General features: G+C 68.7%; 24 protein-coding genes. 20 read left to right on the forward strand and 4 right to left on the reverse strand.

The features are described 5' to 3' along the window. Positions 1-37 precede the first annotated feature (37 nt). Complete coding sequence (locus tag AC3WLE_RS19575; RefSeq protein WP_492321259.1) at positions 38-1,030, reverse strand: Bug family tripartite tricarboxylate transporter substrate binding protein; 993 nt, start codon at positions 1,028-1,030, stop codon at positions 38-40. A 112-nt stretch (positions 1,031-1,142) separates the two neighbouring features. Continuing rightward, the gene (locus AC3WLE_RS19580) at positions 1,143-2,237 is read right to left on the reverse strand and encodes a porin (RefSeq protein ID WP_010811691.1); all 1,095 of its coding nucleotides are present in this window, start codon (positions 2,235-2,237) and stop codon (positions 1,143-1,145) included. Positions 2,238-2,551: 314 nt separating this feature from the next. Between AC3WLE_RS19580 and AC3WLE_RS19585 the strand changes: the two genes are divergently transcribed. The 13 genes from AC3WLE_RS19585 (at position 2,552) to AC3WLE_RS19645 (ending at position 15,811) form a co-directional block, all read left to right on the forward strand. Next, positions 2,552-3,436 carry an alpha/beta fold hydrolase gene (locus tag AC3WLE_RS19585; RefSeq protein ID WP_492321258.1) on the forward strand — a complete coding sequence of 295 codons (885 nt, stop codon included), beginning with the start codon at positions 2,552-2,554 and terminating at the stop codon, positions 3,434-3,436. Positions 3,437-3,686: 250 nt separating this feature from the next. Then, positions 3,687-3,992, forward strand: a complete 306-nt coding sequence (locus tag AC3WLE_RS19590; protein WP_492321257.1) for a recombinase-like helix-turn-helix domain-containing protein — start codon at positions 3,687-3,689, stop codon at positions 3,990-3,992. Between the two features lie 40 nt (positions 3,993-4,032). Next, positions 4,033-5,094 carry an aromatic ring-hydroxylating dioxygenase subunit alpha gene (locus AC3WLE_RS19595; protein WP_492356559.1) on the forward strand — a complete coding sequence of 354 codons (1,062 nt, stop codon included), beginning with the start codon at positions 4,033-4,035 and terminating at the stop codon, positions 5,092-5,094. Beyond that, complete coding sequence (locus AC3WLE_RS19600) at positions 5,087-5,860, forward strand: SDR family oxidoreductase (RefSeq protein WP_492321256.1); 774 nt, start codon at positions 5,087-5,089, stop codon at positions 5,858-5,860. The genes AC3WLE_RS19595 and AC3WLE_RS19600 overlap by 8 nt, the downstream gene beginning before the upstream one ends. Positions 5,861-5,894: 34 nt before the next feature. Continuing rightward, the gene (locus AC3WLE_RS19605; RefSeq protein WP_492321255.1) at positions 5,895-6,431 is read left to right on the forward strand and encodes a cupin domain-containing protein; all 537 of its coding nucleotides are present in this window, start codon (positions 5,895-5,897) and stop codon (positions 6,429-6,431) included. Positions 6,432-6,469: 38 nt separating this feature from the next. Beyond that, positions 6,470-7,324, forward strand: coding sequence for an IclR family transcriptional regulator (locus tag AC3WLE_RS19610; RefSeq protein WP_492351847.1), 855 nt, complete (start codon positions 6,470-6,472; stop codon positions 7,322-7,324). A gap of 5 nt (positions 7,325-7,329) precedes the next feature. Next, positions 7,330-8,133: an SDR family oxidoreductase gene (locus AC3WLE_RS19615; RefSeq protein ID WP_492356558.1), complete on the forward strand. Its 804-nt coding sequence runs from the start codon at positions 7,330-7,332 to the stop codon at positions 8,131-8,133. Beyond that, a complete protein-coding gene (locus AC3WLE_RS19620; protein ID WP_492356557.1) occupies positions 8,126-9,841 on the forward strand; it encodes a thiamine pyrophosphate-binding protein in 1,716 nt (571 codons plus the stop codon). The genes AC3WLE_RS19615 and AC3WLE_RS19620 overlap by 8 nt, the downstream gene beginning before the upstream one ends. Before the next feature lie 12 nt (positions 9,842-9,853). Then, positions 9,854-10,654: an aspartate dehydrogenase gene (locus tag AC3WLE_RS19625; protein ID WP_035825062.1), complete on the forward strand. Its 801-nt coding sequence runs from the start codon at positions 9,854-9,856 to the stop codon at positions 10,652-10,654. Positions 10,655-10,694: 40 nt separating this feature from the next. Continuing rightward, a complete protein-coding gene (locus AC3WLE_RS19630) occupies positions 10,695-12,173 on the forward strand; it encodes an aldehyde dehydrogenase (RefSeq protein ID WP_492321251.1) in 1,479 nt (492 codons plus the stop codon). 23 nt (positions 12,174-12,196) lie between these two features. Then, positions 12,197-13,171, forward strand: coding sequence for a VOC family protein (locus AC3WLE_RS19635; protein WP_011616780.1), 975 nt, complete (start codon positions 12,197-12,199; stop codon positions 13,169-13,171). Between the two features lie 26 nt (positions 13,172-13,197). Then, the gene (locus AC3WLE_RS19640) at positions 13,198-14,154 is read left to right on the forward strand and encodes a PDR/VanB family oxidoreductase (protein ID WP_492321250.1); all 957 of its coding nucleotides are present in this window, start codon (positions 13,198-13,200) and stop codon (positions 14,152-14,154) included. Positions 14,155-14,503: 349 nt separating this feature from the next. Then, positions 14,504-15,811 carry an MFS transporter gene (locus tag AC3WLE_RS19645; RefSeq protein ID WP_492321287.1) on the forward strand — a complete coding sequence of 436 codons (1,308 nt, stop codon included), beginning with the start codon at positions 14,504-14,506 and terminating at the stop codon, positions 15,809-15,811. Between the two features lie 60 nt (positions 15,812-15,871). On the opposite strand, the gene AC3WLE_RS19650 is transcribed toward AC3WLE_RS19645, so the two are convergent. After that, positions 15,872-16,390, reverse strand: a complete 519-nt coding sequence (locus AC3WLE_RS19650; RefSeq protein ID WP_010811677.1) for a MarR family winged helix-turn-helix transcriptional regulator — start codon at positions 16,388-16,390, stop codon at positions 15,872-15,874. A gap of 322 nt (positions 16,391-16,712) precedes the next feature. Here AC3WLE_RS19650 and AC3WLE_RS19655 point away from each other — a divergent pair, with 322 nt between their 5' ends. The 7 genes from AC3WLE_RS19655 (at position 16,713) to AC3WLE_RS19685 (ending at position 24,130) form a co-directional block, all read left to right on the forward strand. Beyond that, positions 16,713-17,705: a Bug family tripartite tricarboxylate transporter substrate binding protein gene (locus tag AC3WLE_RS19655; protein WP_492351842.1), complete on the forward strand. Its 993-nt coding sequence runs from the start codon at positions 16,713-16,715 to the stop codon at positions 17,703-17,705. Between the two features lie 49 nt (positions 17,706-17,754). Then, positions 17,755-20,046, forward strand: a complete 2,292-nt coding sequence (locus AC3WLE_RS19660) for a xanthine dehydrogenase family protein molybdopterin-binding subunit (protein WP_492356556.1) — start codon at positions 17,755-17,757, stop codon at positions 20,044-20,046. Further along, a complete protein-coding gene (locus AC3WLE_RS19665; protein ID WP_492356555.1) occupies positions 20,039-20,905 on the forward strand; it encodes an FAD binding domain-containing protein in 867 nt (288 codons plus the stop codon). Before AC3WLE_RS19660 ends, AC3WLE_RS19665 begins: the two co-directional genes overlap by 8 nt. 9 nt (positions 20,906-20,914) lie before the next feature. Next, positions 20,915-21,391 (forward strand): (2Fe-2S)-binding protein, encoded by a 477-nt coding sequence (locus AC3WLE_RS19670; protein WP_492356554.1) that lies wholly within the window; start codon positions 20,915-20,917, stop codon positions 21,389-21,391. Beyond that, complete coding sequence (locus AC3WLE_RS19675) at positions 21,381-22,121, forward strand: SRPBCC family protein (protein ID WP_492356553.1); 741 nt, start codon at positions 21,381-21,383, stop codon at positions 22,119-22,121. The genes AC3WLE_RS19670 and AC3WLE_RS19675 overlap by 11 nt, the downstream gene beginning before the upstream one ends. A 102-nt stretch (positions 22,122-22,223) precedes the next feature. Then, positions 22,224-23,075 carry an IclR family transcriptional regulator gene (locus tag AC3WLE_RS19680; protein WP_492321245.1) on the forward strand — a complete coding sequence of 284 codons (852 nt, stop codon included), beginning with the start codon at positions 22,224-22,226 and terminating at the stop codon, positions 23,073-23,075. Between the two features lie 38 nt (positions 23,076-23,113). Continuing rightward, complete coding sequence (locus AC3WLE_RS19685) at positions 23,114-24,130, forward strand: tripartite tricarboxylate transporter substrate binding protein (RefSeq protein WP_492356552.1); 1,017 nt, start codon at positions 23,114-23,116, stop codon at positions 24,128-24,130. Here the strand turns inward: AC3WLE_RS19685 and AC3WLE_RS19690 are convergent. Further along, complete coding sequence (locus AC3WLE_RS19690; protein ID WP_492356551.1) at positions 24,117-24,956, reverse strand: IclR family transcriptional regulator; 840 nt, start codon at positions 24,954-24,956, stop codon at positions 24,117-24,119. The two genes, AC3WLE_RS19685 and AC3WLE_RS19690, sit on opposite strands and share 14 nt — an antisense overlap. Between the last annotated feature and the right edge of the window lie 25 nt (positions 24,957-24,981).

Raw genomic sequence — 24,981 nt, forward strand, 5'->3', positions numbered from 1 at the left:
CGCATGCGGCGGGGACGCCTGGCGGTCCGGTCTCAGGCTAGTCCGCCTGGATGCCGAACTCCTTGACCACCTTGGTGTAGCGGGCGGTGTCGGCGGCGATCAGCTTCGACAGCACCGCCGGCTCGCCGCCCGCCGGCGTGACCGCGATGGTGGCCATGCGCGCCACCACGTCGGGCATCTTCAGGATCTCGTTGACGTGCGTGTTGAGCGTGCGCACCAGGTCGGCCGGCATGCCCTTGGGCCCGAGCAGGGCCTGCCAGGCGCCGATCTCCACATCCTTGTAGCCCAGCTCGGCCAGCGTCGGCACGTTGGGCGCGAACGGCGAGCGCTTCTGGTCCGCAACCGCCAGCGGCACCAGGCTGCCGTTGCCGACGTACTGCGAGATCGCGCCGTAGGTGATGTAGGTCACCGGCACCTGCCCGCCGATCACGTCGACGATGGCGGGCGCCAGGCCGCGGTAGGGCACCTGGCTGATCTTGATGCCGGCGGACTTGTTGAACAGCTCACCCATGATGTGCATCGGCGAGCCATTGCCGGGCGTGGCATAGGTTTCCACCTTGCCGGCCTTGGCGCGCGCCACCAGCTCGCTGACCTTGGTGATGCCGCTGCCCTTGTTGACGACCACGAACAGCGACTGCGTGCCGATCTGGCTGATGGGAGTGAGGTCGTGCTGCACGTCATAGCTGGCGCCGGTGCCGGCCTTGAGCACCAGCGGCGCGAGGGCGACGGTGTTGGGGGCCAGCAGCAGGGTGTAGCCGTCCGGGTTGGCGCGCGCCACGTAGGCGCTGCCGATGGTGCCGGCGGCGCCGGTGCGGTTTTCCACCACCACCGACTGCTTCAGGCGCGGGGCGAGCTTTTCCGCGAACAGGCGCGCCAGCACGTCGACGTCGCCGCCGGCCGGGTAGGCGACAACGATGGTGATGGGCTTGTTCGGGTACGCACCCTGGGCCAGGGCGGTGCCGCCGGTGGCAGCGACCAGGGCGGTCGCGGCGGCCAGCGTGGCGAGTACTTTGCGGCGTACGGACTTCATGATGTTCAGACCTCTGTAAGACGTGGCGCCCGGACGGGCCGGGGCCAATGGCTGTGTTGGCGTCCGGCGCCTTGCCTGCGCCGGACGGTACCGCCGGGGGGCGCGGAGGAAATCAGAAAACGTGCTTGATGCCGATCATCGAGCCCCACTGGTTCTCGCCCGGGCGCGGGTTCGAGCCAGGCGAGCCGCCGCTGACCGACATGGCCAGCTGGCCGCCGTTGTTGATGAAGCCGGCGGTGGCGTACACCGAGGTGCGCTTGCTGAAGCTGTACATCGCGCGCAGCGTATACAGCATGGCCTGGTTGTCGCTGCCGTGGTAGTTCAGGAAGTAGACCTGGCCGGCCAGGTTGACCGCGGGGGTGATGTCGTAGGACGCGCCGGCGTAGTACAGGTCGCTGATCGGCGTGGGGCTGCCCTCGTTGTCGCGGCGGATCCAGCCGGCGCCGATCTTGGTGCGCTGGAACAGCATGTAGCCGCCCAGCGACAGGCGGTCGTCGGTCAGGTTGCTGTTGGTCAGGCCGCCGAAGGCGCCCGGGCCGCCGCGCTGCGAGTCATACGCGGCGGTGACGCCCCAGGTCTTGTTGTCGTAGCCGAGCATGGCCGACCACTGGCGGCACGCCTTCTTGTCGGTGGCGTTCTCGCCGGCGCAGTTGGTGCCCGAGGGGCTGGGGCCGGCGTTGACCGCATCGCGCCCGAAGCTGTAGGTGGCGCCCACCACGAAACCGCTGAAGTTGGCCTTGTACGACACCGCGTTGTCGGCGCGCGTATTGGGCAGGTAGCTGTCGAGCGAGCCCGAGCCGTACACGTTGGGCCCCAGGACATCGCTGTCGAGCGTGGCCCAGAACAGCATGGTGTACTGGCGGCCGAACGACAGCTGCCCGTACTGGTTGCTCAGCCCGACCAGCGCCTGGCGCCCGAACAGGCGGCCGCCCTGGTTGGAGGTGCCCGAATCCGGCGAGAAGCCCGACTCCAGCACGAAGATGCTCTTCAGGCCGCCGCCAAGGTCTTCGGTGCCGCGGATGCCCCAGCGCGAGGGCACGGTCGCGGTCAGGTTGGGCATGCGCACCAGGCCGTCGCCGTTGGCGCCGACATTGCTCACATACTCGACGCCCGTGTCGATGACCCCGTACAGGGTGACCGAGGATTGTGCCGAGGCCAGCAGGGGGAAAGCCGCGGCCAGGCCTGCGGCGATTCGTGCAAGTTTCATCTACCAGTTTCCTTCCGTTTTCCGTTTTGTCGTCTTGTAGTCCGCTGCCACTGCGGATGGCGGCGGCGGATGCTGTTTCGGTCTCTTTTGTGTTTTATATATGAAACATCAAACAACATAAGAAACGTCAAGCAAAATATAGCTGCGAGTTTCCACAAGATGTGAGGAGGGTTATCCCTAGTGAGGCGACGCCGCGAGGGCTAACGCCGGCTCTGCGCGGAGGTTTCCGATCTTTCTATCGTTAACCCTCATCCCGGCTGGACCCCGACACGCCTATGCTTTAAAAGTTTTATTCTCAAACCTAAGTTTTATATATGGAACAAAATCAGCCCCACATTCCAGCCGAGCCAGACCGGCAGTTGCTGGAAGCCCTCGACAGCGGGTTTGCCCAGCGCGTGGTGCAGGTGGGCGCGGACGGCGAGCGCGTGGCCTACCGCGGCGGCGGGAGCACGGGCCCGGCGGTCGTGCTGCTGCACGGCATCAGTTCCGGGGCGGCGTCGTGGCTGCCGTGCGCGAGCCTGCTGGCCGCTCACGCGCGGGTGATCGCCTGGGATGCGCCGGGCTATGGCGATTCGTCGCCGCTGCCGCAGGCGCGGCCGCTGGCGTCGGACTACGCGCAGCGGCTGGACGGGCTGCTGCAGGCACTGGGCGTGCAGCCGGCGCTGATCGTCGGGCATTCGCTGGGCGCGCTGATGGCGGCAGCCTATGTCGCCAACGCGCGCCAGCTGCCCGCGCGCCTGCTGTTGCTCAGCGTGGCGCAAGGCTACGGCGGCGCGGGCAGGGAAGCGCAGGCAAGGGAGGTGGCGCGGCAGCGGCTGGAGGCGCTGGAATCCCTGGGCGTCGATGGCCTGGCGCAACGCGGCCCGGCCCGGCTGCTGAGCGAGGAAGCCGACCCCGGCGCCCAGGCATGGGTGCGCTGGAACATGCAGCGGCTGAACCCGGACGGCTACCGCCAGGCGGTGGCGATGCTGTGCGGCGACGACATCCACGCCTACCTGGCGCGGCGCCCCACTGCCTTGCCCACGCGGATCGCCTGCGGCAGCCGCGATGTCGTCACCACGCCGCCAGCCTGCGGCACGCTGGCCGAACGCTTCGGCCTGCTGTTCTCGCTGATCCCCGATGCCGGCCACGCCTGCTATATCGACCAGGCCGCCGCCACCGCGCGGCTGATCCGCTCGGTGCTGGACGACGCCACCTGAAGCCACCGCGGCGGCGCCTGCCGCCGCATCCCGAGCGGTGGCGCGCAGCTTGCGCCACCCGTTCCAGATTTCGTAGTGCCGATCGCGGGTTAACCCCAGTCAATTTTTGCGGCCGCGTTGTCTATAGTCGTACCTGTGTTCAATATCTAAACCAGTGTTTCATTAGTAAAACGTAGCCAGGCGATCGCAAGACCGGTCGGCGAGGCACGCGGAACACGGTCCCCCGCTGCAAGACATGGAGCAAAGCGCAATGGAAAGCCTCTCGTACAACCCGAACCTGGTGCCCTGGGAGCGTCCGGCGCCGAACAACGTGGCAGGCAAGGGCCATATCGAGCAACCCGGCAAGGTCGCCAACATCGTCTGGCAGACCCGCGCCGCCGCGCCGAGCGCCTATGAGAACGCGCTGGGCGATGCCCTCGAAGCCGCGTTCGAAGGCGGCGCGCAGAACCCGCAGGACATCGTGCGCGCCTTCAATGACGCCGGTTTCCTGGGCGTGGACGGCCAGCCCTGGACCGAAGAGCGCTTCCTGTCCGAAATGCGCCGGCTGGGTGCCTGAGCCCGCCCCAGTCCAAGTCCAGCCTCGAAGCGAGAAAACCATGGAATCGAACAAGCAAGCCCGCACCGAAGCCCGCCTGAACACCGGCCTGCGCAACTACTGGTACCCGGTCGCCGCCTCGTGGGCGGTGTCCCATGCCCCGATCGGCATCACCCGCCTGAGCCAGAACATCGTGCTGTGGCGCGATGGCGAAGGCCAGGTCCACGCCCTGGAAGACCGCTGCCCGCACCGCGGCGCGCGCCTGTCGATGGGCTGGAACCTGGGCGACCGCGTTGCCTGCTGGTACCACGGCGTCGAGGTCGGCGGCGACGGCCAGGTCAAGAGCGTGCCGGCGGTGGAAAGCTGCCCGCTGGAAGGCCGCACCTGCGTGCGCAGCTACCCGGTGCAGGAGAAGGCCGGCGCCATCTTCCTGTGGTTCGGCGACCAGGCCCCGCAAGGCGAGGGCAGCCCCGACGAACTGCGCCTGCCGGAAGACCTGGTCAGCGAAGAACACAGCAACTTCCTGTGCGTGGCGCACTGGGACTGCAACTACCGCTACGCCATCGACAACGTGATGGACCCGATGCACGGCGCCTACCTGCATGCGGTGTCGCACTCGATGGCCAGCGGCGAGAAGTCCGCCGTGATGCAGGTGCGCGAGACCGAGCACGGCCTGGTGTTCGAGAAGACCGGCCAGCGCGGCGTCAATTTCGACTGGGTCGAATTTGGCGAAACCGGCACGCTGTGGCTGCGCCTGGCGATCCCGTACCGCGCCAGTGTCGGCCCCGGCGGCCCGTTCGGCATCGTCGGCATGGCCACGCCGGTGGATGAAGACCACTGCATGGTGTTCTTCTGGCGTACCCGCCATGTGCAGGGCTGGGAGCGCGACGTGTGGCGCTTCCTGTACCGCAACCGCCTGGAGCAGCTGCACTGGGACGTGCTGGAGCAGGACCGCGTGGTGCTGGAAATGATGGCCCCGAACGCACGCGACCACGAGATGCTGTACCAGCACGACGCCGGCATCACCCGCGTGCGCCGCCTGCTCAAGCGCCGCGCCGAGCAGGAAGTGGCCGACGAGCCCGTCGCCATGCTGCAACCCGCCGGAGCCGCCAGCCATGCCTGAGGCAAACACCAACAACACGCTGCTGGCCGGGCGCAAGGTGCTGGTCACCGGCGCCGCGCGCGGACTGGGCCTGGCCTTCGTCAAGGCGCTGGCCGAAGCCGGCGCCACCGTGGCCATGGCCGACATCCTGGCCGAGCGCCTGCAGCAGGAAGCCGACGCCCTGCGCGCCCGCGGCCTGAAGGTGGTGCCGGTCACGCTGGACCTGTCCGATCCGGCCTCGGTGCAGGCTTGCGCCGAGGCCGCGGTCAAGGCGCTGGGCGGGCTCGACGGCCTGGTCAACAACGCCGCCGTGACGGATTCCGGCGGCCGTGACGCCGCCGCCATCGACATTGCCACCTGGGACCGCGTGATGAACGTCAACGTGCGCGGCACCTGGCTGATGACCACCGCCTGCCTGCCGGCGCTGCGCGCCAGCGGCCGCGGCGCCGTCGTCAACCTGGCGTCGGACACGCCGCTGTGGGGCGCGCCCAACCTGCTGGCCTATGTGGCGAGCAAGAGCGCCATCATCGGCATGACCCGGTCGCTGGCGCGTGAACTGGGCAAGGACCAGATCACGGTGAACGCCGTGGCCCCGGGCCTGACGCTGGTGGAAGCCACCGAATACGTGCCGCAGCACCGGCACGACCTGTACCGCGAGCAGCGCGCGATCACGCGCGAGCAGCTGCCCGACGATGTTTGCGGCGCGGTGCTGTTTGCACTGTCCGACCTCGCCCGTTTCGTGACCGGCCAGACGCTGGCGGTCAACGGCGGCTTTGTCATGCACTGAACCAACCGATCCACTGAAAACAGAAGGAATCCAAATGAGCGATCTTTCTCAACCACAAAACCTCAAGCGTTCCTGGGACCAGCCGGAGGACGCCTCGTTCGACCAGTGGATGGAAAGCCGCGTGGCGCGCTTCTCCACGCGCAAGTACGACTGGGACGCGCTGAAGTTCCAGGCCGACTACGACCCCAAGTACCGCCGCGCGCAGATGCGCTACCTGGGCACCGGCGGCACCGGCGTGGCCGCCGACACCAACACCGTGCCGAGCGAGCATTTCACCTTCTCCACCATGATCATCCCGGCCGGCCATGAAGGCCCGTCGCATATCCACACCGACGTGGAAGAGGTGTTCTTCATCCTGCGCGGCAAGGTCAAGCTGATCCTGGAAAAGGACGGCGAGCGCTACGAGACCATCCTGACCGACCGCGACCTGGTCTCGGTGCCGCCGGGCGTCTACCGCGAGGAAATCAACATCGGCGAGGAAGACGCGCTGATGTGCGTGATGCTGGGCGCGAAGAAGCCGATCACGCCGACCTACCCGCCCGAGCATCCGCTGACGAAGATCAAGCGCTGATGCCGGCGAACGCCCGTCAGCACGCATCCACCGAAACCATGAGCAGCAACCCCATCCCGGCCACGCCCGCCGCCAACGAAACCCCGGACAAGTACATCGTCCCGGGCCTGGAGCGCGGCCTGCGCCTGCTGAGCGAGTTCAGCAGCAAGGACCGCACCATGTCGGCAGCGGAACTGGCGCGCCGCCTGAAGGTGCCGCGCTCGACCGTGTTCCGCCTGCTGGCCACGCTGGAAATGCTGGGCTTTGTCGAGCGCGCCGATGGCGGCCGGGATTTCCGGCTGGGCATGGCCGTGCTGCGCCTGGGGTTTGAATACCTGGCGTCGCTGGAGCTGACCGAGCTGGGCCGCCCGCTGCTGGAGCGGCTGCGCGACGAGATCGGCTACCCCAGCAACCTGGTGGTGCGCGACGGGCGTTCGATCGTCTACGTGGCCAAGGCGGTGTCGCCGCGGCCGTTTGCCAGCTCGGTCAACGTCGGCACGCGCCTGCCCGCGCATGCCACGGTGCTGGGGCGCGTGCTGCTGGAAGACCTGTCGCTGGCGGAGTTGCGCGCGCTGTACCCGGAAACGCAGCTTGCGGTGTTCTCCGAGAGCACGCCGCGCACCGTCGACGAGCTGCACGAGATCGTCCAGCGCGACCGCGAGCGCGGCTACGTGCTGCAGGAAGGCTTCTTCGAAGCCAGCATTTCCACCATCGCCGCGCCCGTGCGCGACCGCACCGGCAAGGTAGTGGCGGCGCTGGGCGCCACCATCCCCGCCGCGCATATCGATCCGGCGCAACTGGATGCGATGGTGGAGATGGTCAGGGATACCGCGGGCGAGCTGTCGCGCCTGCTCGACTACCGCCCGTCGCTGCACAGCAGCGGCGCCAAGGTGGTGAATCTGTATCGGGAGTGAGGACAATGTCCATGATTGAACTCGGCGGCAAGGTTGCCGTCGTCACCGGCGGGTCCTCCGGCATCGGGCTGGCGACCGCCGAGCTGCTGCTCGAAGCGGGTGCCGCCGTGGCCATGTGCGGCCGCGACGAGAACCGCCTGCGCAGCGCCGAAGCGCAGCTGCGCGAGAAATTCCCCGGGTGCCGGCTCTATGCCGCCACCTGCGACGTGCTCAAGCCTGAACAGGTCGCCGCCTTCGCCGCTGCCGTGCAGGCCACGCTGGGCAACGTCGACATGCTGGTCAACAACGCCGGCCAGGGCCGTGTCTCCACCTTCGCCAACACCGAAGACGCGGCCTGGATGGAGGAACTGCAGCTCAAGTTCTTCTCCGTGATCCACCCGACGCGCGCGTTCCTGCCGCAGCTCGAGAAGTCGGGCCAGGGCGCCATTGTCTGCGTCAACTCGCTGCTGGCGCAGCAGCCGGAGCCGCATATGGTGGCGACCTCCGCCGCGCGTGCCGGCGTGCTCAACCTGGTGCGCTCGATGGCCACCGAGTTTGCGCCCAAGGGCGTCCGCGTCAACGGCATCCTGATCGGCCTGGTCGAATCGGGCCAGTGGCGCCGCCGCTTCGAGGCGCGCCCCGAAGCAGACCGCCACCTGGACTGGGCCGCATGGACCGCGCGCCTGGCCCAGCAGAAACATATTCCCCTTGGCCGCCTGGGCCTGCCGGTCGAGGCAGCCCGCGCCATCCTGTTCCTTGCCTCGCCGTTGTCTTCGTACACCACGGGCAGCCATATCGATATCTCCGGAGGACACTCCCGTCATGCCTAATCAACCACAGTACGAGCAACAGCAGGTCACCGTCGGCTGCGCCATCACGGCGTTTCTCGAGCAGTGCGGCGTCAAGGCCGCCTTCGGCGTGATCTCGATCCACAATATGCCGATCCTCGACGCCATGGGCGAGCGCGGCAAGATCCGCTTCGTGCCGGCGCGCGGCGAAGCGGGCGGCACCAATATGGCCGATGCCTATGCCCGCACCACGGGCGGCCTGGGCGTGTGCCTGACCAGCACCGGCACCGCCGCGGGCAACGCCGCCGGCGCCATGGTGGAAGCGCTGACCGCCGGTACGCCGATGCTGCATATCACCGGCCAGATCGAAACGCCTTACCTGGACCAGAGCCTCGCCTACATCCACGAAGCCCCGGACCAGCTCACCATGCTCAAGGCCGTGTCCAAGGCCGCCTTCCGCATCCGCAGCGCCGACACCGCCATCAGCACCATCAAGCTGGCGGTGCAGACCGCGCTGACGGCGCCGACCGGCCCGGTCAGCGTGGAGATCCCCATCGACATCCAGGGCGCGCTGATCGAGATGCCGGCCGACCTGCAGCCGCTGCCGGTGCCGCAGCACGTGCCGTCGGCGCATGCGCTGGACGCGCTGGCCGAGCGCCTGGCCAAGGCCAAGCGCCCGCTGCTGTGGCTGGGCGGCGGTGCGCGCCACGCCAGCAAGCAGGTGCAGCGCCTGCTGGACCTGGGCTTCGGCGTGGTCACCAGCACGCAAGGCCGCGGCATCGTGCCGGAAGACGATCCCCGTTCGCTGGGCGCCTACAACCTGCATAAGCCGGTCGAGGCCTTCTACCAGACCTGCGACGCGATGCTGGTGGTGGGCTCGCGCCTGCGCGGCAATGAAACCCTGAAGTACGAACTGAAGCTGCCGCGCCCGCTGCTGCGCATCGACGCCGACCCCGCCGCCGAAGGCCGCTGCTACCTGAGCGACTACTTCGTCAGCGGCGACGCCGCGCTGGCGCTGGACGCCCTGGCGGATCGGCTTGAAAAGCGCATGCAGATCGACCCGGCCTTCGCCGCCGACCTGCGCCGCGCCCACGACACCGCCGTCAACAGCCTGGTCGACGGCCTGGGCCCGTACTCGGCGCTGGTGCAGGCGCTGCAGGGCGCGGTCGGCCGCAGCTTCAACTGGGTGCGCGACGTGACCGTGTCGAACAGCACCTGGGGCAACCGCCATCTGCGCATCTTCGATTCGCGTGCCGGCGTGCATGCGCTGGGCGGCGGCATCGGCCAGGGCCTCGCGATGGGCATCGGCGCCGCGATCGGTGCTGCGGCGACCGCTTCGGGCAAGAAGACCTTCACGCTGGCCGGCGACGGCGGCTTTATCCTGAACCTGGGCGAACTGGCCACCGCGGTGCAGGAACGCGCCGACATGGTGATCGTGCTGATGAACGACAAGGGCTACGGCGTGATCAAGAACATCCAGGACGCCCAGTACGGCGGCCGCCGCCACTACGTGGACCTGCATACCCCGGACTACGCCACGCTGGCCAAGTCGCTGTCGCTGCGCCATGCCCGCGTGAGCAACCTGGCCGAGGTCGGCGCCGCGCTGGAAGCGGCCACGGCCGAGTCGGGCCCGTTCCTGCTGGAGATCGACATGCTGTCGATCGGTTCCTTCAAGACCATCTTTGCCGGCCCCCCGGTGAACAAGGACAACGAAGAGCCGGCGCGCGAACAAACCACTGTCACCGCCTGAGGGAGACCGGAGATGCTGCATGTGTCCATGGTTGGCTGCGGCGCGATCGGCCGCGGCGTGATGGAATTGCTCAAGAGCGATCCCGACGTGGTGTTCGACGTGGTGATCGTGCCGGAGCACACGATGGACGAGGCCCGCGACGCGGTCACCGCGCTGGCGCCGGGGGCCCGCGTGGCGACGCACCTGGACGACCAGCGTCCCGACCTGCTGGTCGAGTGCGCCGGCCACCATGCGCTGGAAGAGCACATCGTGCCGGCGCTGGAACGCGGTATCCCGTGCATGGTGGTGTCGGTGGGCGCGCTGTCCGAGCCCGGCATGGCCGAGCGGCTGGAAGCGGCCGCGCGCCGCGGCGGCACCCAGGTGCAGCTGTTGTCGGGTGCGATCGGCGCGATCGATGCGCTGGCCGCGGCGCGTGTCGGCGGGCTGGACGAAGTCATCTACACCGGCCGCAAGCCGGCTCGCGCCTGGGCCGGCACGCCGGCCGAGCAGCTCTTCGACCTGGATGCGCTGACCGAGGCGACCGTGATCTTCGAGGGCACGGCCCGCGACGCGGCGCGCCTGTATCCCAAGAACGCCAACGTGGCCGCGACGGTGTCGCTGGCAGGGCTCGGCCTGGACCGCACCTCGGTCAAGCTGCTGGCCGACCCGCATGCGGTGGAGAACGTGCACCACGTGGAAGCGCGCGGCGCCTTCGGCGGCTTCGAGCTGACCATGCGCGGCAAGCCGCTCGCGGCCAATCCCAAGACTTCCGCGCTGACAGTGTTCAGCGTGGTGCGCGCACTGGGCAACCGCGCGCACGCGGTATCGATCTAGCCCCGGCAGCCACGCCCCACAGACTTAGCAGGCAACGACAATGAAGACGCAAGAAGTACTTCCCATCTGCATCGCGGGCGAATGGCGCCTGGGGACCGGCGACCGCTACGGCACGCGCTATCCGGCTACCGGCGAGGTGGTGGCTGAACTGAACGCCGCCAGCCTGGCGGATGTGGAAGAAGCGGTGCAGGGCGCCCATCAGGCCTTCCTTACCAGCGGCTGGGCCCAGCGCAAGCCGCATGAGCGCGCCGCCGTGCTGTACCGCGTGGCCGAGCTGATCCGCGCCCAGGGCGAGCAGCTGGCCCAGCGCCAGCGCCTGGACAACGGCAAGCCGATCAGCGAGACGCGCGCCCTGGTGGCCAGCGCCGCCGGCACCTTCCAGTTCTTTGCCGCCGCCTGCGAGACGCTGGAAGAAACCATCACGCCGCAGCGCGGCGACTGCCTGACCATGAGCGTGTACGAGCCGATGGGCGTGGTCGCGGCGATCACGCCGTGGAACTCGCCGATCGCCAGCGAGGCGCAGAAGATGGCGCCGGCGCTTGCCGCCGGCAACGCCGTGGTGGTCAAGCCTGCCGAAGTCACGCCGCTGATGGCGCTGGAACTGGCGCGCATCTGCGAAGAGGCCGGCGTGCCCAAGGGCCTGGTCAGCGTGCTGCCGGGCAAGGGTTCGGTCATCGGCGACGCCATCACCAAGCATCCGCTGGTGCGCCGCGTGTCGTTCACCGGCGGCACCACCACCGGCAAGCATATCGCCCATATCGCCGCCGACAAGATGATGCCGGTGTCGCTGGAACTGGGCGGCAAGTCGCCGACCATGGTGTTCGATGATGCCGACCTGGACCACGCGGTCAACGGCGTGCTGTACGGCATCTTCAGCTCGTCGGGCGAGTCATGCATCGCCGGCTCGCGCCTGTTCGTGGCGCGTTCGCAGTACGAGGCCTTCATGGACCGTCTGGCGCATGGCGCCGCGCAGCTGCGCGTGGGCGATCCGGCCGACGAGCACACCCAGATGGGGCCGCTCATCACTGACCGCCATCGCGATTCGATCGAGTCATACGTCGCCGCGGGCGTGGACGAAGGCGGGCAGCTGCGCACTGGCGGGTTGCGTCCCGATGTTGCAGGCCTGCCCAACGGCTACTTCTACACGCCGACCATCATCGAGGGGCTGGATAACAACGCCCGCATCTGCCAGGAAGAGATCTTCGGGCCGGTGCTGGTGGCGATCCCGTTCGACGACGAGGATGACCTGATCGCGCAGGCCAACGACAGCGTCTATGCGCTGGCCGCCGGCATCTGGACACGCGACTACAAGCGCGCCTGGCGCGTGGCACGCGCCGTGCAGGCGGGCAATGTGTGGATCAACACCTACAAGCAGTTCTCGATCGCGACGCCGTTCGGCGGCTGGCGCGACAGCGGCCTGGGCCGCGAGAAGGGACGGCTTGGCATCCTGCAGTACATGGAGCAGAAGAGCGTGTACTGGGGCCTGAACGAACAACCGCTGCCGTGGGCCAACCACTGAACCCGGCAGGCTGGAGAGAAGCAATGATCAAGGTATTGGGGATCGACGAGATCGTCTACGGCGCGGATGACTTTGACGCCTGCCGTGGCTTTTTCACCGACTGGGGCCTGGCCATCAAGCGCGACGATGCGCAGGGCCTGGATTTTGAAACGCTGAACGGCTGCCGCGTGCTGGTGCGCCGCATCGACGATGCCACGCTGCCGCCCGCGATCGAGGCCGGTCCGACGCTGCGCGAAGTGGTGTGGGGCGTGGAGTCGCAAGCGTCGCTGGACCAGCTCGCCAAGGCAATCGCTGATGCACCGGGCTTCGTGAAGCAAGGCGAGGGCGATACACTGCGCGTGGGCTGCACCGACCCGAACGGCCTGGCCGTGCGTTTCCAGGTCACCCGCAAGCATGACGTGCAGGTCGAATGCGCGCTGATGAACACGTGGAACGACAAGCCGCGCCTGAACCAGCGCAGCCCGATCTACGACCATGCCACCCCGATCGAAGTGGGCCACGTGGTGTTCTTCGTCAAGGACGTCAAGGCCACGGAGCGCTTCTATGTCGAGAAGTTCGGCTTCGTGCCGTCGGACCGCTACCCGGACCGCGGCGCCTTCCTGCGCTGCACGCCCGAAGGCGGCCACCACGACCTGTTCCTGCTGCAGCTGCCGGAACCCAAGAGCGGCCTGAACCACGTTGCCTTCACCGTGCGCGACATCCACGAAGTCTTCGGTGGCGGCATGCATGTCTCGCGCAAGGGCTGGGATACGCAGCTCGGCCCGGGCCGGCACCCGATCTCGTCGGCCTACTTCTGGTACTTCAAGAACCCGGCCGGCGGCCTGATCGAGTACTACGCCGACGAAGACCAGCTGGACGAACACTGGGAGCCGCGCGCTTTCGAGCCGGGTCCGACCATGTTCGCCGAATGGGCGATCGAAGGCGGCATCGACGGCAACACCCGCCGCCAGAAGAACGCGGGCGGACCGGCAGGCAAGTTCCTGACCGAGAAGCGGTAAGTCAGCAGCAATCGAAGGAAGCAGCAATGAGTGCCCACCAGTCCCTGACCCTGCGCGTCCACGCCATGCGCTATGAAGCGCGCGGCGTGGTCAGCATCGAACTGCAAGATCCCGAAGGGAAGACCCTGCCCGAGTACAGCCCGGGCGCCCATATCGACCTGCACCTGGGCAACGGCCTGGTGCGCAGCTACTCGCTGTGCGGCGCGCCCGAAGCGCGCCAGCGCTACACCGTCGGCGTGCTGCTGGACCGCGGCAGCCGCGGCGGTTCGCGCTACGTGCATGAGCAGCTGCGCGTGGGCGCCACGCTGACCGTGGGGGCGCCGCGCAACAACTTCGAGCTGGACGAAAGCGCCGCGCACACCGTGCTGGTCGCCGGCGGCATCGGCGTCACGCCGATCGTCTGCATGGCGCGCCGCCTGGCCGAGCTGGGCAGGTCGTTCACGCTGATCTACTGCGCCCGTTCGCGTGCCGAGGCCGCATTCGTCGAACAGCTGTCGGCCCATGGCGATGCCGTGCGCTTTCACTTCGACGACGAGGCCGGCGTGCCGCCGGACCTGAACGCGATGCTGGCCGGCCAGGAGGTGCAGACGCACTTCTACTGCTGCGGCCCCGGTCCGATGCTGAAGGCGTTCGAGGCTGCCTGCGAAGCGCATGGCTACCCGAACGTGCATATCGAGCGCTTTGCCGCCGACCCCTCGACCGAGGCGGTGCAGGAGGGCGAGTACACCGTGTCGCTGTCGCGCACCGGCACCACCGTCAAGGTGCCGTCCGGCAAGTCGCTGCTGGACGCGCTGCTCGATGCCGGCGTGCAGATGGACTACAGCTGCCGCGAAGGCGTGTGCGGCTCGTGCGAGACCGCGGTGCTGGAAGGCTGCCCCGACCATCGCGACAGCGTGCTCAGCAACAGCGAGCGCGCCAGCAACAAGACCATGATGGTGTGCGTGTCGGGGTGCAAGGGCAGCAAGCTGGTGCTCGACCTGTAATCCTGCCGCACAGCCTTTGGACACCGATGGTGTTCCCCTCTCCCCTCATGGGGAGAGGGCAGGGTGAGGGGTGGTTTGGCAAGGCACCACGCTACCAGAACCGCCGCCCCTCACCCCCGGCCCCTCTCCCGCAAGCCGGAGAGAGGAGCAATCTTCCCGCATGCCGGGCCGCCCCAGAATCAAACCGAGAAATCCCGTGCTGACCCAGAGACAAGACGCAGCGTCCCCCGGCGCACCGGTGGCCGCCACCGCAGGTATCGTGACCACGGCCGACAGCGCCGGCCAGAGCGCGGCGGCGGCCCGCAGCGGCCCGCTCACGCGCGGCAATATCGTTGCCCGCATCGAGCGCATGCCGGGCAACGCCATGCATATCCGCGCCCGGCTGCTGATCGGCCTGGCCACCTTCTTCGATGGCTTCGACGTCATCGCCATTGCCGCAACGCTGCCGCTGCTGATCGCGCAGTGGTCGCTGACGCCGGGCCAGATCGGCTTCCTGATCGCGGCGCCGTCAGTCGGCCAACTGGTCGGGGCGCTGTTGTTCCCGGGCCTGGCCGAGCGTTTCGGCCGGCTGCGCTCGATCGGCTGGAGCGCGGGCATCATCGGCCTGATGAGTATTGCCTGCGGCTTTGCGCCGTCGTTCGAGATATTCTTGCTGCTTCGCATCGTGCAGGGCCTCGGCCTTGGCGGTGAGCTGCCGGTGGCCGCCACCTATATCAACGAAGTCACGCGCGCGCATGGCCGTGGGCGCTTCGTGCTGCTGTACGAGGTGGTGTTCCCGATCGGCCTGATGGTGTCCAACGGCGTTGGCGCCTGGCTGGTGCCGCACTACGGCTGGGAGGTGATGTACTTCATCGGCGGCGTGCCGCTGGTGCTGTTCTTCATCCTGCGCCGCGTGATCCCGGAATCGCCGCGCTGGCTGGCGGAGAAAGGCCGTCTTGAAGACGCCGATGCCGCACTGCGTGCGTTCGAGGCGCGCGCCAAGGGTCCGCTGCCTCCGCCGGTCAATGCCGGCAGCTACGACCGCATGACCCAGCACCCGCGCCGGCGCGTGCGTGACCTGGTCAGCAAGGCCTACCTCGGCCGCACGCTGGCGGTATGGATGTTGTGGGCGACCTGCGGCTTTATTCAGTACGGGCTGTCGACGTGGCTGCCCACGGTCTACAAGACCGTCTACCACGCGCCGCTGCAGCTGGCGCTGAACCTTGCCGCCGGTGCCTCGGTGCTGGGCGTGGTCGGTTCGCTGGTGTGCGCGATGATCGTCGACAAGGTGGGCCGCAAGCCGGTGATCAATGTGTCGTTCCTGCTGTGCGCGCTGTCGCTGGTGCTGGCGGGGGTGTTCCACGCTTCGGACGTGTACGTGGTCGCTACTTTCTGCGCGCTGGCGATGGGGTTCCTGGCCAGCGGCTTTATCACCGCCTATGTCTATACGCCGGAGCTGTATCCGACCAGCGTGCGGGCGATGGGGTGCGGGCTGGGTGGGGCGTGGCTGAAGCTGGCGGCGATCTTCGCGCCGGGCCTGATCGCCAGCACCATTGGCAGCGGCAACCTCAGCGTCGCCTTCTTCGCGCTGGCCGTGGTGCCGGCGCTGGCGGCTGTCACCGTGCATTTCCTTGGCATCGAGACCAAGGGGCGGGTGCTGGAAGAACTGGAGGTCTGAACGGGCGTGCTCGTCCCGTTCCCTTCGGGCCGCCCCGCAATCCGGGTGCGGCCTTTTTCTTTATTCCTGCGTGCGCAACAGCTTGCGCAGCCCCTGGTAAACCGCTTCCCGCTCCTCCGGCGACAACTGCCGGATCACCTGCGCCTGCCCCCGCCGCGCCAGCGGCATCACTTGGTCGTGCAGCGCGGCACCGGCTTCACTGATCGCGCAGATCAGCTTCTTGCGCGGCGTGTTGCCGGCTGAGGTCAGCCGCACCAATCCCCGATCCTCCAGCAGCCGCAGCGTGCGGCTCACCAGCGCCTTGTCCGAGGTCGACTGGGTCACCAGCTCGGCAAACGGCAGTTCGCGCGCGTGCGCCAGCAGCGCCAGGATGCGCCACTCCGGCACGGTCAGGCCGAACTGTTCCGCATAGGGCTTGGTCACCGTGCTGCGCAGCGCGGTGACCAGCTGGCTCAGCATCGTGGTCAGGAAATTGTCGACGGTCAGGCCGCTGCCGGCCTCGTCGAGGTCGGTCCACGGGCTGGTGTTGTCGGTGTCTGGCGCGGGCTGGCCGTTGGCGGGCGCGGCGTCACGGGGCATGCGTTCCTCTTGGTCAGGGTCTGCCGGCCGCGGAGTTCGGGCCGGTTGGCGGGCCCGATTGTCTCACAGGCGCTCGCCAATTCCGCCACCGGGGGTCGCTTTCGCGCCATGCGAAAGAATTCAGAAAAGTCAGTCAAGTCAATTGGGGTTTAACGTAAGTTGAGTTGTCAATATTGGCGACATAGGATAGTAAATGTTCCGGATGTGAACACGAGTTTTACTAATAAAACAACCGAAAGTGTTGTAACCCGAGCCAACCCTGTTTTCGCGGTGCGCACAACAGCCCACTCCAACCGCGAATGCGCCCCCACAGGAGCTGTTGATGAGACACGAACGCCCCCGCCGCCTTTTCCTTGCCGCCACTGCCATGGCCGCGCTCGCGCTTGCCGCGAGCAGCGCGCTGGCCACCGCCGCGTATCCGGCCAAGACCGTGACCATGGTCGTGGCCTATCCGCCCGGCGGCGACACCGACGCCATGGCCCGGCTCTATGCCGACAAGCTGTCGGCGCGCCTGAAGCAGCCGGTCATCGTCGAGAACCGCCCCGGTGCCGGCGGCGTGGTCGGCGCCAGCTTCGTCAGCCGCGCGCCGGCGGACGGCTACACGCTGCTGTACACGCCCAACCCTTTCACGCTGGCGCCGATGGTGCTCAAGCTGGCGCCGTCGGCCAGCTATGACCCGCTGCACGGCTTCACCCCCGTGATCCAGACCGCGGTGCAGGCGGTCCTGCTGGTGGCCAACCCGCAGGCCGGCATCAAGACCGTCGGCGAGATGATTGCCGCGGCCAGGGGCGGCAAGACGCTGACCTATGGCAGCCCGGGCGCGGGTTCGCCAATGCATATCGCCGGCGAGATGCTGAACCGCGCCGCGGGCGTGAAGATCCAGCACGTGCCGTACAAGGGCGTGGCGCCGGCAGTCAACGACGTGGTGGCGGGGCACGTGAACTTTGCCTACGTCACGCTGGGCCCGGTGGCGCAGTACATCAACACCGGCCGGCTGATCCCGCTGGCGATCACGGACGCAAAGCGCTCGCCGCTGCTGCCCAACGTGCCGACGCTGGCCGAGCTTGGCTACAAGGACGTGGTGGTCGGCGCCTGGCATGGCGTGATGGCGCCCAGGGGCACGCCGCCCGAGGTGGTCAAGGTGCTGAACCAGCAGCTCAACGACGTGCTGCGCCTGCCCGACGTGACCGAGAAGATGGCCACCTTCGGCGCCAGCCCGGTGGGCGGCGCCCCGGCCGCGCTGGAAAAGGTCAACGCGGCCGATTACGAGCGGCTGGGCAAGGTGATCCGCGACCTCGCGATCACGGCGGAATGACGCAGGGCACCGCATCGCATTCATGCAACCAGACAAGCAGGAGGCTGGCATGAGCAAGGCCATCGTGGGAAGCTCCACGCCACAGGTGACCGCGCGGGAAAAGGTCATGGGGCGCGCGCAGTATGCCGGCGACATCAAGTTGCCCGGCATGCTGCACGCCAAGGTGCTGCGCAGCCCGCACCCGCATGCGCGCATCGTGCGCATCGACACCGCCGCGGCGAAGGCGCTGCCCGGCGTCAAGCTGGTGGTGACCGGGCACGATGTGCCCAGCCGCAACTGGGGCCCGCACCGCAAGGAGCAGCGCATCCTGGCCTGCGGCGTGGTGCGCCACGTCGGCGAGGAAGTGGCCGCGGTGGTGGCGGTCAGCGAGGAGATCGCGCGCGATGCGCTGGACCTAGTCCGCATCGAGTACGAGGCGCTGCCCGCGCTGCTGACGCCGGAAGCGGCGCTGGCCGATGGCGCGCCCGAGATCCATGCCGGCACGCGCAATATCGGCCATGAGATGCACATCGTGCGGGGCGACGTGGATGCCGCGTTCGAAGCCTGCGCGGCGGTGTATGAGGCCACCTACGACATGCACTCGCAGTACCCGGGCTACCTTGAGCCGATGGCCTCGGTGGCGGCGCAGGACGGCAACGGGCGGCTCACGCTGTGGGCCTCGACCCAGTCGGTGTTCCTGGCGCGCGCGCGGCTGGCCGAGGCGCTGGACCGGCCGGTCTCGACCATCCGCGTGGTGCAGGCCACCACCGGCGGCGGCTTCGGCGCCAAGATCGTCGAGGAGAACAACAGCCTGATCTGCGCCTTCCTGGCCAGCCGGCTGGAGCGCCCGGTGCGGCTGGTCAACAACCGGCTGGAAGACTTCCAGGGCGCGCGCGCCAGCGTGCCGATGAAAGTGTGGCTGCGCATGGGGCTTTCCGCAGACGGCGTGATCCTGGCCAAGGATGTGCGCATCACGGCCGAATGCGGCGCCTACTCCGGGCTTGCCGGTGATGTGATGCACGTCACCGCCATGCGCAGCGACAACATGCACCGCGTGCAGAACGTGCGCTCGCATGCGGTCATGGCCTATACCAACAACCCGCCGCGCGGCGCCTTCCGCGGCTTTGGCGGGCAGCAGATGCAGTTTCCGCTGAACTGCCACCTGACCGTGCTGGCCGGCATGCTCGGCATGGACCCGGTGGAGGTGCACAAGCGCAATGCGATCGGCGCCGGCGAGACCAGCGTGCATGGCTGGAAGATCAGCAGCACCGGCATGGCCGAGTGCCTGGACATGACCCGCAACGCCATCGGCTGGGACGAGAAGCGTGCCGCCCCGCGCGGCACCGGCACGCGCCGGCGCGGCGTGGGCATTGCCGCGGCCATGCACGTCAGCGGCAACCGCACGCTGGGCAACTGGGACGGCTCGACCATCCTGCTCAAGGTCAACGAGGACGGGCGCGCGATGCTGCAGACCAGCGAGTGCGACATGGGGCAGGGCGCCAACACCATGCTCAGCCAGATCTGCGCGCAGGAGTTGGGCATCCCGCTGTCGCACGTCACCGTGATGGCGCCGGATACCGATACCGCGCCGTTCTGCCTGGGCTCGCTGGCGTCGCGCGTGACCATCATTGCCGGCAACGCGGTGCTGCGTGCCGCGCGCGAGGCGCGCCAGAAGCTGCTGGCCCTCGCGGCGGAGAAGCTTGGCGTGGACGCGGAACAACTGGAGATTGCCGATGGCCGCATCGCCGCGCCGGGCCAGCCCGACAAGTCCGCCACGCTGGCGGAGATCGCGCGGCTGCATATCTTCCGCCACGGCGGCGAGGGCATCCACGTGCGCGCCACCTATGACGCGCCCACGGTGATGCACGACGCCGACTACTACGGCAACGTCGCGCCCGCGCACTCCTTCGCGGCACAGGCGGTGGAAGTGGAAGTCGACACCGGCACCGGCCAGGTCACCGTGACCGACAGCTTTGTCGCCGACGACTGCGGCAAGGCCATCAACCCGCTCGCCGTGCACGGCCAGACCCACGGCGCGACCGTGCAGGCGATCGGCTGGACCCTGTACGAGAACCTGCAATACGAGGATGGCCGCCTGATGAACGGCAACTTTGCCGACTACACCATGCCGACCGCCGACGCGGTGCCGATGCTGCGCACCGACGTGGTGGAATCGAACGACCCCAACGGCCCCTATGGCGCCAAGGGTGCCAGCGAAACCGCGATCCTGCCGGGCGCGGCGGCGATCGCCAATGCCGTCTTCGACGCCGTGGGCGTGCGCATCCAGTCGCTGCCGATCACGCCTGAGAAGGTGCTGGCGGGCCTGCGCGAACTGAAGCAGAAGGAGGCCGCCCATGCGTGACTTTGCCTTCCTTGAGCCGGCCACCGTGGCCGAGGCCAGCCAGATGCTGGCCGAGCTGGGCGACAGTTGCCGCATCCTTGCCGGCGGCACCGCGCTGATGCTCGGCATGCGCCAGCGCATGCTGACGCCTGGCCACCTGGTCTCGCTGGGCCGGCTCGAGGCGCTGCGCGGCATCACCTTCGATGCGCGCGAGGGCCTGCGCATCGGCGCGCTGACGCTGCATGCCGAGGTGGCGCGCTCGCCGCTGGTGCAGGCGCACTACCCGATGCTGGCCAGCATGGCCTCGCGCGTGGCCAATCCGCAGGTGCGCAACCAGGGCACCATCGGCGGCAACCTCTGCTATGCCGACCCCGCCACCGATCCGCCGGGCTGCCTGATGGCGCTGGGCGCGCGGATCGTGGTCAGCGGCCGAGGCGGCGAGCGCGAGATCGATATCGAGGACTTCCTGGTCGACTACTACGTTACGGCACTGGCGCCGGACGAGATCGTCACGCAGATCCGCGTGCCGGCGCCGGGTGCCGGCGCCGATGGCCGCTATGCGCGTTTCCTGCGCACCGCCGCCGAGCACCGGCCGCTCGCCAGCGTGGCACTGGCGGTGCGGCGCGAGGGCGCGTTCTGCGTCGAGGCACGGCTGGCCGTGGGCGCGTCCACGCCGATCCCGGCCCGGCTGCGCCGCGCCGAAGCGCTGCTGGCCGGCAAGGCCGTCACCGCGGAACTGGCCGAGGAAACGGCCGCCATTGTCGCCGCGGACATCAACGCGGTCTCGGACATGCGCGGGTCCGAAAGCTACCGGCGCGAGATGGTGCGGGTAGTCGCGCGCCGCACCATTGCCGAGCTGTTCAGCGTGGCATCGGAATAAGGAGTCTTCATGAACCAAGTCAGCATCGAACTCACCGTCAACGGCGAAGAACAGCAGGTGGAGGTGCCGGCGCGGCGCCTGCTGTCCGACCTGCTGCGCGACGACCTGAACCTGACCGGCACCAAGCGCGGCTGCGAGACCGGCATCTGTGGCGCCTGCTCGGTGCTGGTCGACGGCGAGGTGGTCAAGTCCTGCCTGATGCTCGCCGTGCAGGCGCGCGGGCGCCATGTGATGACCGTGGAGGGGCTGGCCGCTGATGGCCAGCTGCATCCGCTGCAGCAGTGCTTCATGGACAACGGCGGGCTGCAGTGCGGCTATTGCACGCCGGGCTTCCTGATGGCCTCGTGCGCACTGCTTGCCAACAACCCCAACCCGACCGAAGACGAGGTCCGCCACGGCCTGAACGGCAACCTGTGCCGCTGCACCGGCTATGTCGGCATCGTTGAATCGGTCCTGTCCGCCGCGGAGAAAATGCGTGGAAATTGAAAAGACCCTGGTCACCGCGGCGCCGCCGGCGCGCGTGTGGGAGCTGCTGCTCGACCCCAACGTGATGGGCGCGTGCGTGCCCGGCATGGAATCGATCGAAGTGCTGAGCGATGTCGAGTACATCGCCCATATGGCGGTCAAGATCGCCTTCATCAACGCGCGCTTCCGGCTGCATACGAAGATCGTCGAGACGCGCGCGCCGCATTACCTGCGCACCGAGGGCACTGGCGAGGACGCCTCGGTGGCCAGCTCGCTGCGCCAGTCGAGCGAACTCTTCCTGACCGCGCTGGACGATGGCGGCACGCAACTGCGCATCAGGGTGCAGGTGGACGTGCTGGGCCGGCTGGGCACTTTCGGCCTGAGCGTGATGAAGACCAAGGCCGACCGCATGTGGGACGAGTTCGGCGCCAACCTGCTGGCGCGGCTGTCGCCGCAGGGGGCGCAGGCAGTGCCCGAGCCGGCGGCGAAGTCCGCACCTGCGGCAGCGGTTGCATCGGCTGCCGCGGTCAACGGCCATGCGGTGCTGCCGACGCGGTCCGCGCCGCCCGCACCCGCCGCCGGCGGGCTGTTCTCGCGGCTGTTCGGGCGCGGCGAGGCCGCGCGCGGGCCGCTGTCGGATATCTGCGTCGAGCTGCGCCGCCGCGACGAGACCATCGTGGTGCGGTGGCCCGCCGCCCAGGGCGAGCAATGCGCGGCCTGGCTGCGCGACTACCTGCGCCCGGGGGCATAGGCGGGGCCAGGGCGGGGTCTGCCGGCAATACGGGTACCCTACGGGGTGCAGGCGTGATATATGAGAGCGTTACGCCAAGACCGAATATTGCAGAGACAGACCATGACGACCGATTCGCCGCAGGAAGACACGCAGGAAAGCGGCCAGGAGGGCGCCCCGGAGAGCGCCCAGGACAAGTACATCGTGCCGGGGCTGGAGCGCGGCCTGCGGCTGCTGGCCGAATTCAGCAGCCGTGAGCGCACCTTGTCGGCGGCCGAGCTGGCGCGCCGGCTCAAGGTGCCGCGTTCGACCGTGTTCCGGCTGCTGGCCACGCTGGAAATGATGGGTTTTGTCGAGCGCACCGACGGCGGGCGCGAGTTCCGCCTGGGCATGGCGGTGCTGCGGCTGGGCTTTGACTACCTGGCCTCGCTGGAGCTGACCGAGCTGGGCCGCCCGCTGCTGGACCGGCTGCGCGACGAGATCCACTATCCGTGCAACCTGGTGGTGCGCGACGGGCGCTCCATCGTCTATGTGGCCAAGTCGGTGGCCTCGCGCCCGTTTGCCAGCACGGTCAACGTCGGCACCCGGCTGCCGGCGCACGCCACCGTGCTGGGCCGCGTGCTGCTGGAGGACCTGTCGCTGGCGGAACTGCGCGCGCTGTATCCGGAGGAGCGCCTGGAGGTGTATTCCGAAAGCACGCCGCGCACCGTCGAAGAGCTGTACGACATGGTCCAGCGCGACCGCCAGCGCGGCTATGTGCTGCATGAAGGGTTCTTCGAGGCCAGCATCTCCACCATCGCGGCGCCGGTGCGCGACCGCAGCGGCAAGGTGGTGGCGGCGCTGGGCGCGACCATCCCGGCCTCGCGTATCGATCCGGACCAGCTCGACAATGTGGTGGAACAGGTCAGGCGGGCGGCGGCCGAGCTGTCGAGCCTGCTCGACTACCGGCCGGAGGTGCAGAAACCGTTCGCGTGACGGCAGCGCGCGCCGCCAGCCATCCAATGGGAAGCAATATGCAGCAACGCAAGACATACAACAGGCCGCCGCGCCGGCGGCAATGGCTGGCCGGCACGGCGCTGGCCGCTGCGCTGGCGGCGTGCGTGCCGTGGCAGGCGGCGCAAGCCGCCGGCTGCGCCAATGTGCGCATCGTGGTGCCGTTCCCGGGCGGCGGGCCGGCAGACCAGCTCGCGCGCACGCTGGCGCACGGGCTGCAGCAGCGGCGCGGCACGCCGTTCGTGGTCGATAACAAGCCTGGCGCCAACGGCAATATCGGCATCGACACGGTGCGGCGCGCACCGGGCGACGGCTGCACGCTGCTGGTGGCCCCGGCCGGCAACCTGACCATCAACCCGACGCTGATGCCGGCGCTGAGCTACAACGTCGAGCGTGATTTCCGGCCGGTGTCGCTGCTGGCGGGGTCGGCCAACGTGCTGGCGGTGCATCCGTCAGTGAAGGCGAATTCCGTGCAGGACCTGGTCAGGCTGGCACAGCAGGCAGAGAAGTCCGGCAAGCCGCTGGGCTACGCCAGCCCGGGCGTCGGCAGCGGCCTGCACCTGGCCGGCGAGCTGTTCCGCAACAAGGCCGGCATCACGCTGCTGCACGTGCCCTACAAAGGCACCACGCAGGCGCTCAACGACGTGGTGGGCGGGCAGGTGCCGATGCTGTTCGGCACGTGGCCGGCGCTGGCGCCGTTCATCCAGTCCGGCGCGCTGCGCGCGCTGGCGGTGACGCAGCCCAGGCGCTCGCCGGCCGCGCCGAACGTGCCGTCGCTGGCCGAGCAGGGCGTGCCCGGCATCGACGTCAGTTCCTGGTATGCGCTGCTGGTGCCCAGGGCCACGCCGCAGCCGGCGGCCGATGCGCTCAGCGCCGACGTGCGCGCGCTGCTGGCCACGCCCGCGGTGCGCGCCGAGCTGCAGCGCCAGGGCATGGAGCCGGTGGGCAGCACGCCGCAGGCGCTCGAGGCGCGCATCCGCGACGAAACCGCGGCGTGGGCGAAGCTGATCAAGGCGTACGGGATTACCGCGGAGTAGCGGCGGAGCGGTATCCCATCAGGCCCGACAGGTCGCGCGCGGCCTGCCCGACTTCCTTCGCCACGCGCTCGCGCAGCGCGCCATCGGCGTCAAAGCGCTGCTGCGGTCCCGCCACGCTGATGGCGGCGATCACGTCGCCGTCGGTGCCGCGCACCGGTGCCGCGCAGGAATCGATGCCCGGCTCATAGGCGGAAAAGCTCCAGGCGCAGCCGCGTTCGCGATCGGCGGCAAGGATATCGGCCAGCCGCGCGTGCGTGGCCGGGCTCTGGCCGGTGACCGTCGGCAGGGGATCGGGTCCCAGCAGCTCGCGCAGCATCTCCGGCGGCAGCTCGGCAATCAGCATCCGCCCCGGCGTGGTCAGGTGTGCGGCCACGCGGCTGCCCACCTGGATATTGCTGACCAGCGAGGCCGCGGGCATCTGCCGCAGCAGGTAGAGTGCATCGCCGCCATCGCGCACGGCCAGGTAGGCCGACAGCTGCAGCGACGCGCTCAGCCGGGCCAGCACGCGTGCGGCAAAGCTGGTCAGGTCATTGCTGGCCAGCACGCGCGAGGCCAGCTTCAGGAAGTTGAAGCCGACCTGGTGCCCGCCTTGCGGCAGGCGTTCCACCATGCCCTCATGCTCCAGTGTATCCAGCAGCCGCATCACGGTGACGCGGTTCACGTCGATGCGCCGGCCCACTTCGCTCAGGTTGGCGGTGGCGCCGCCCTCGGCGATGAAGCGCAGCAGGCGCAGGCCGCGGATCACCGGCGAGACCAGCTGGGCTTCGCGGGCGTCTTCAGTATCGCCATCGTCGGCAAGGTCAGGCTGTGGGCGGGACTTGGGCATGGTGGTGTCTGCTGTCAACGGAAAA

The sequence above is a fragment of the Cupriavidus sp. FW306-1B-F12B genome, assembly GCF_058781795.1.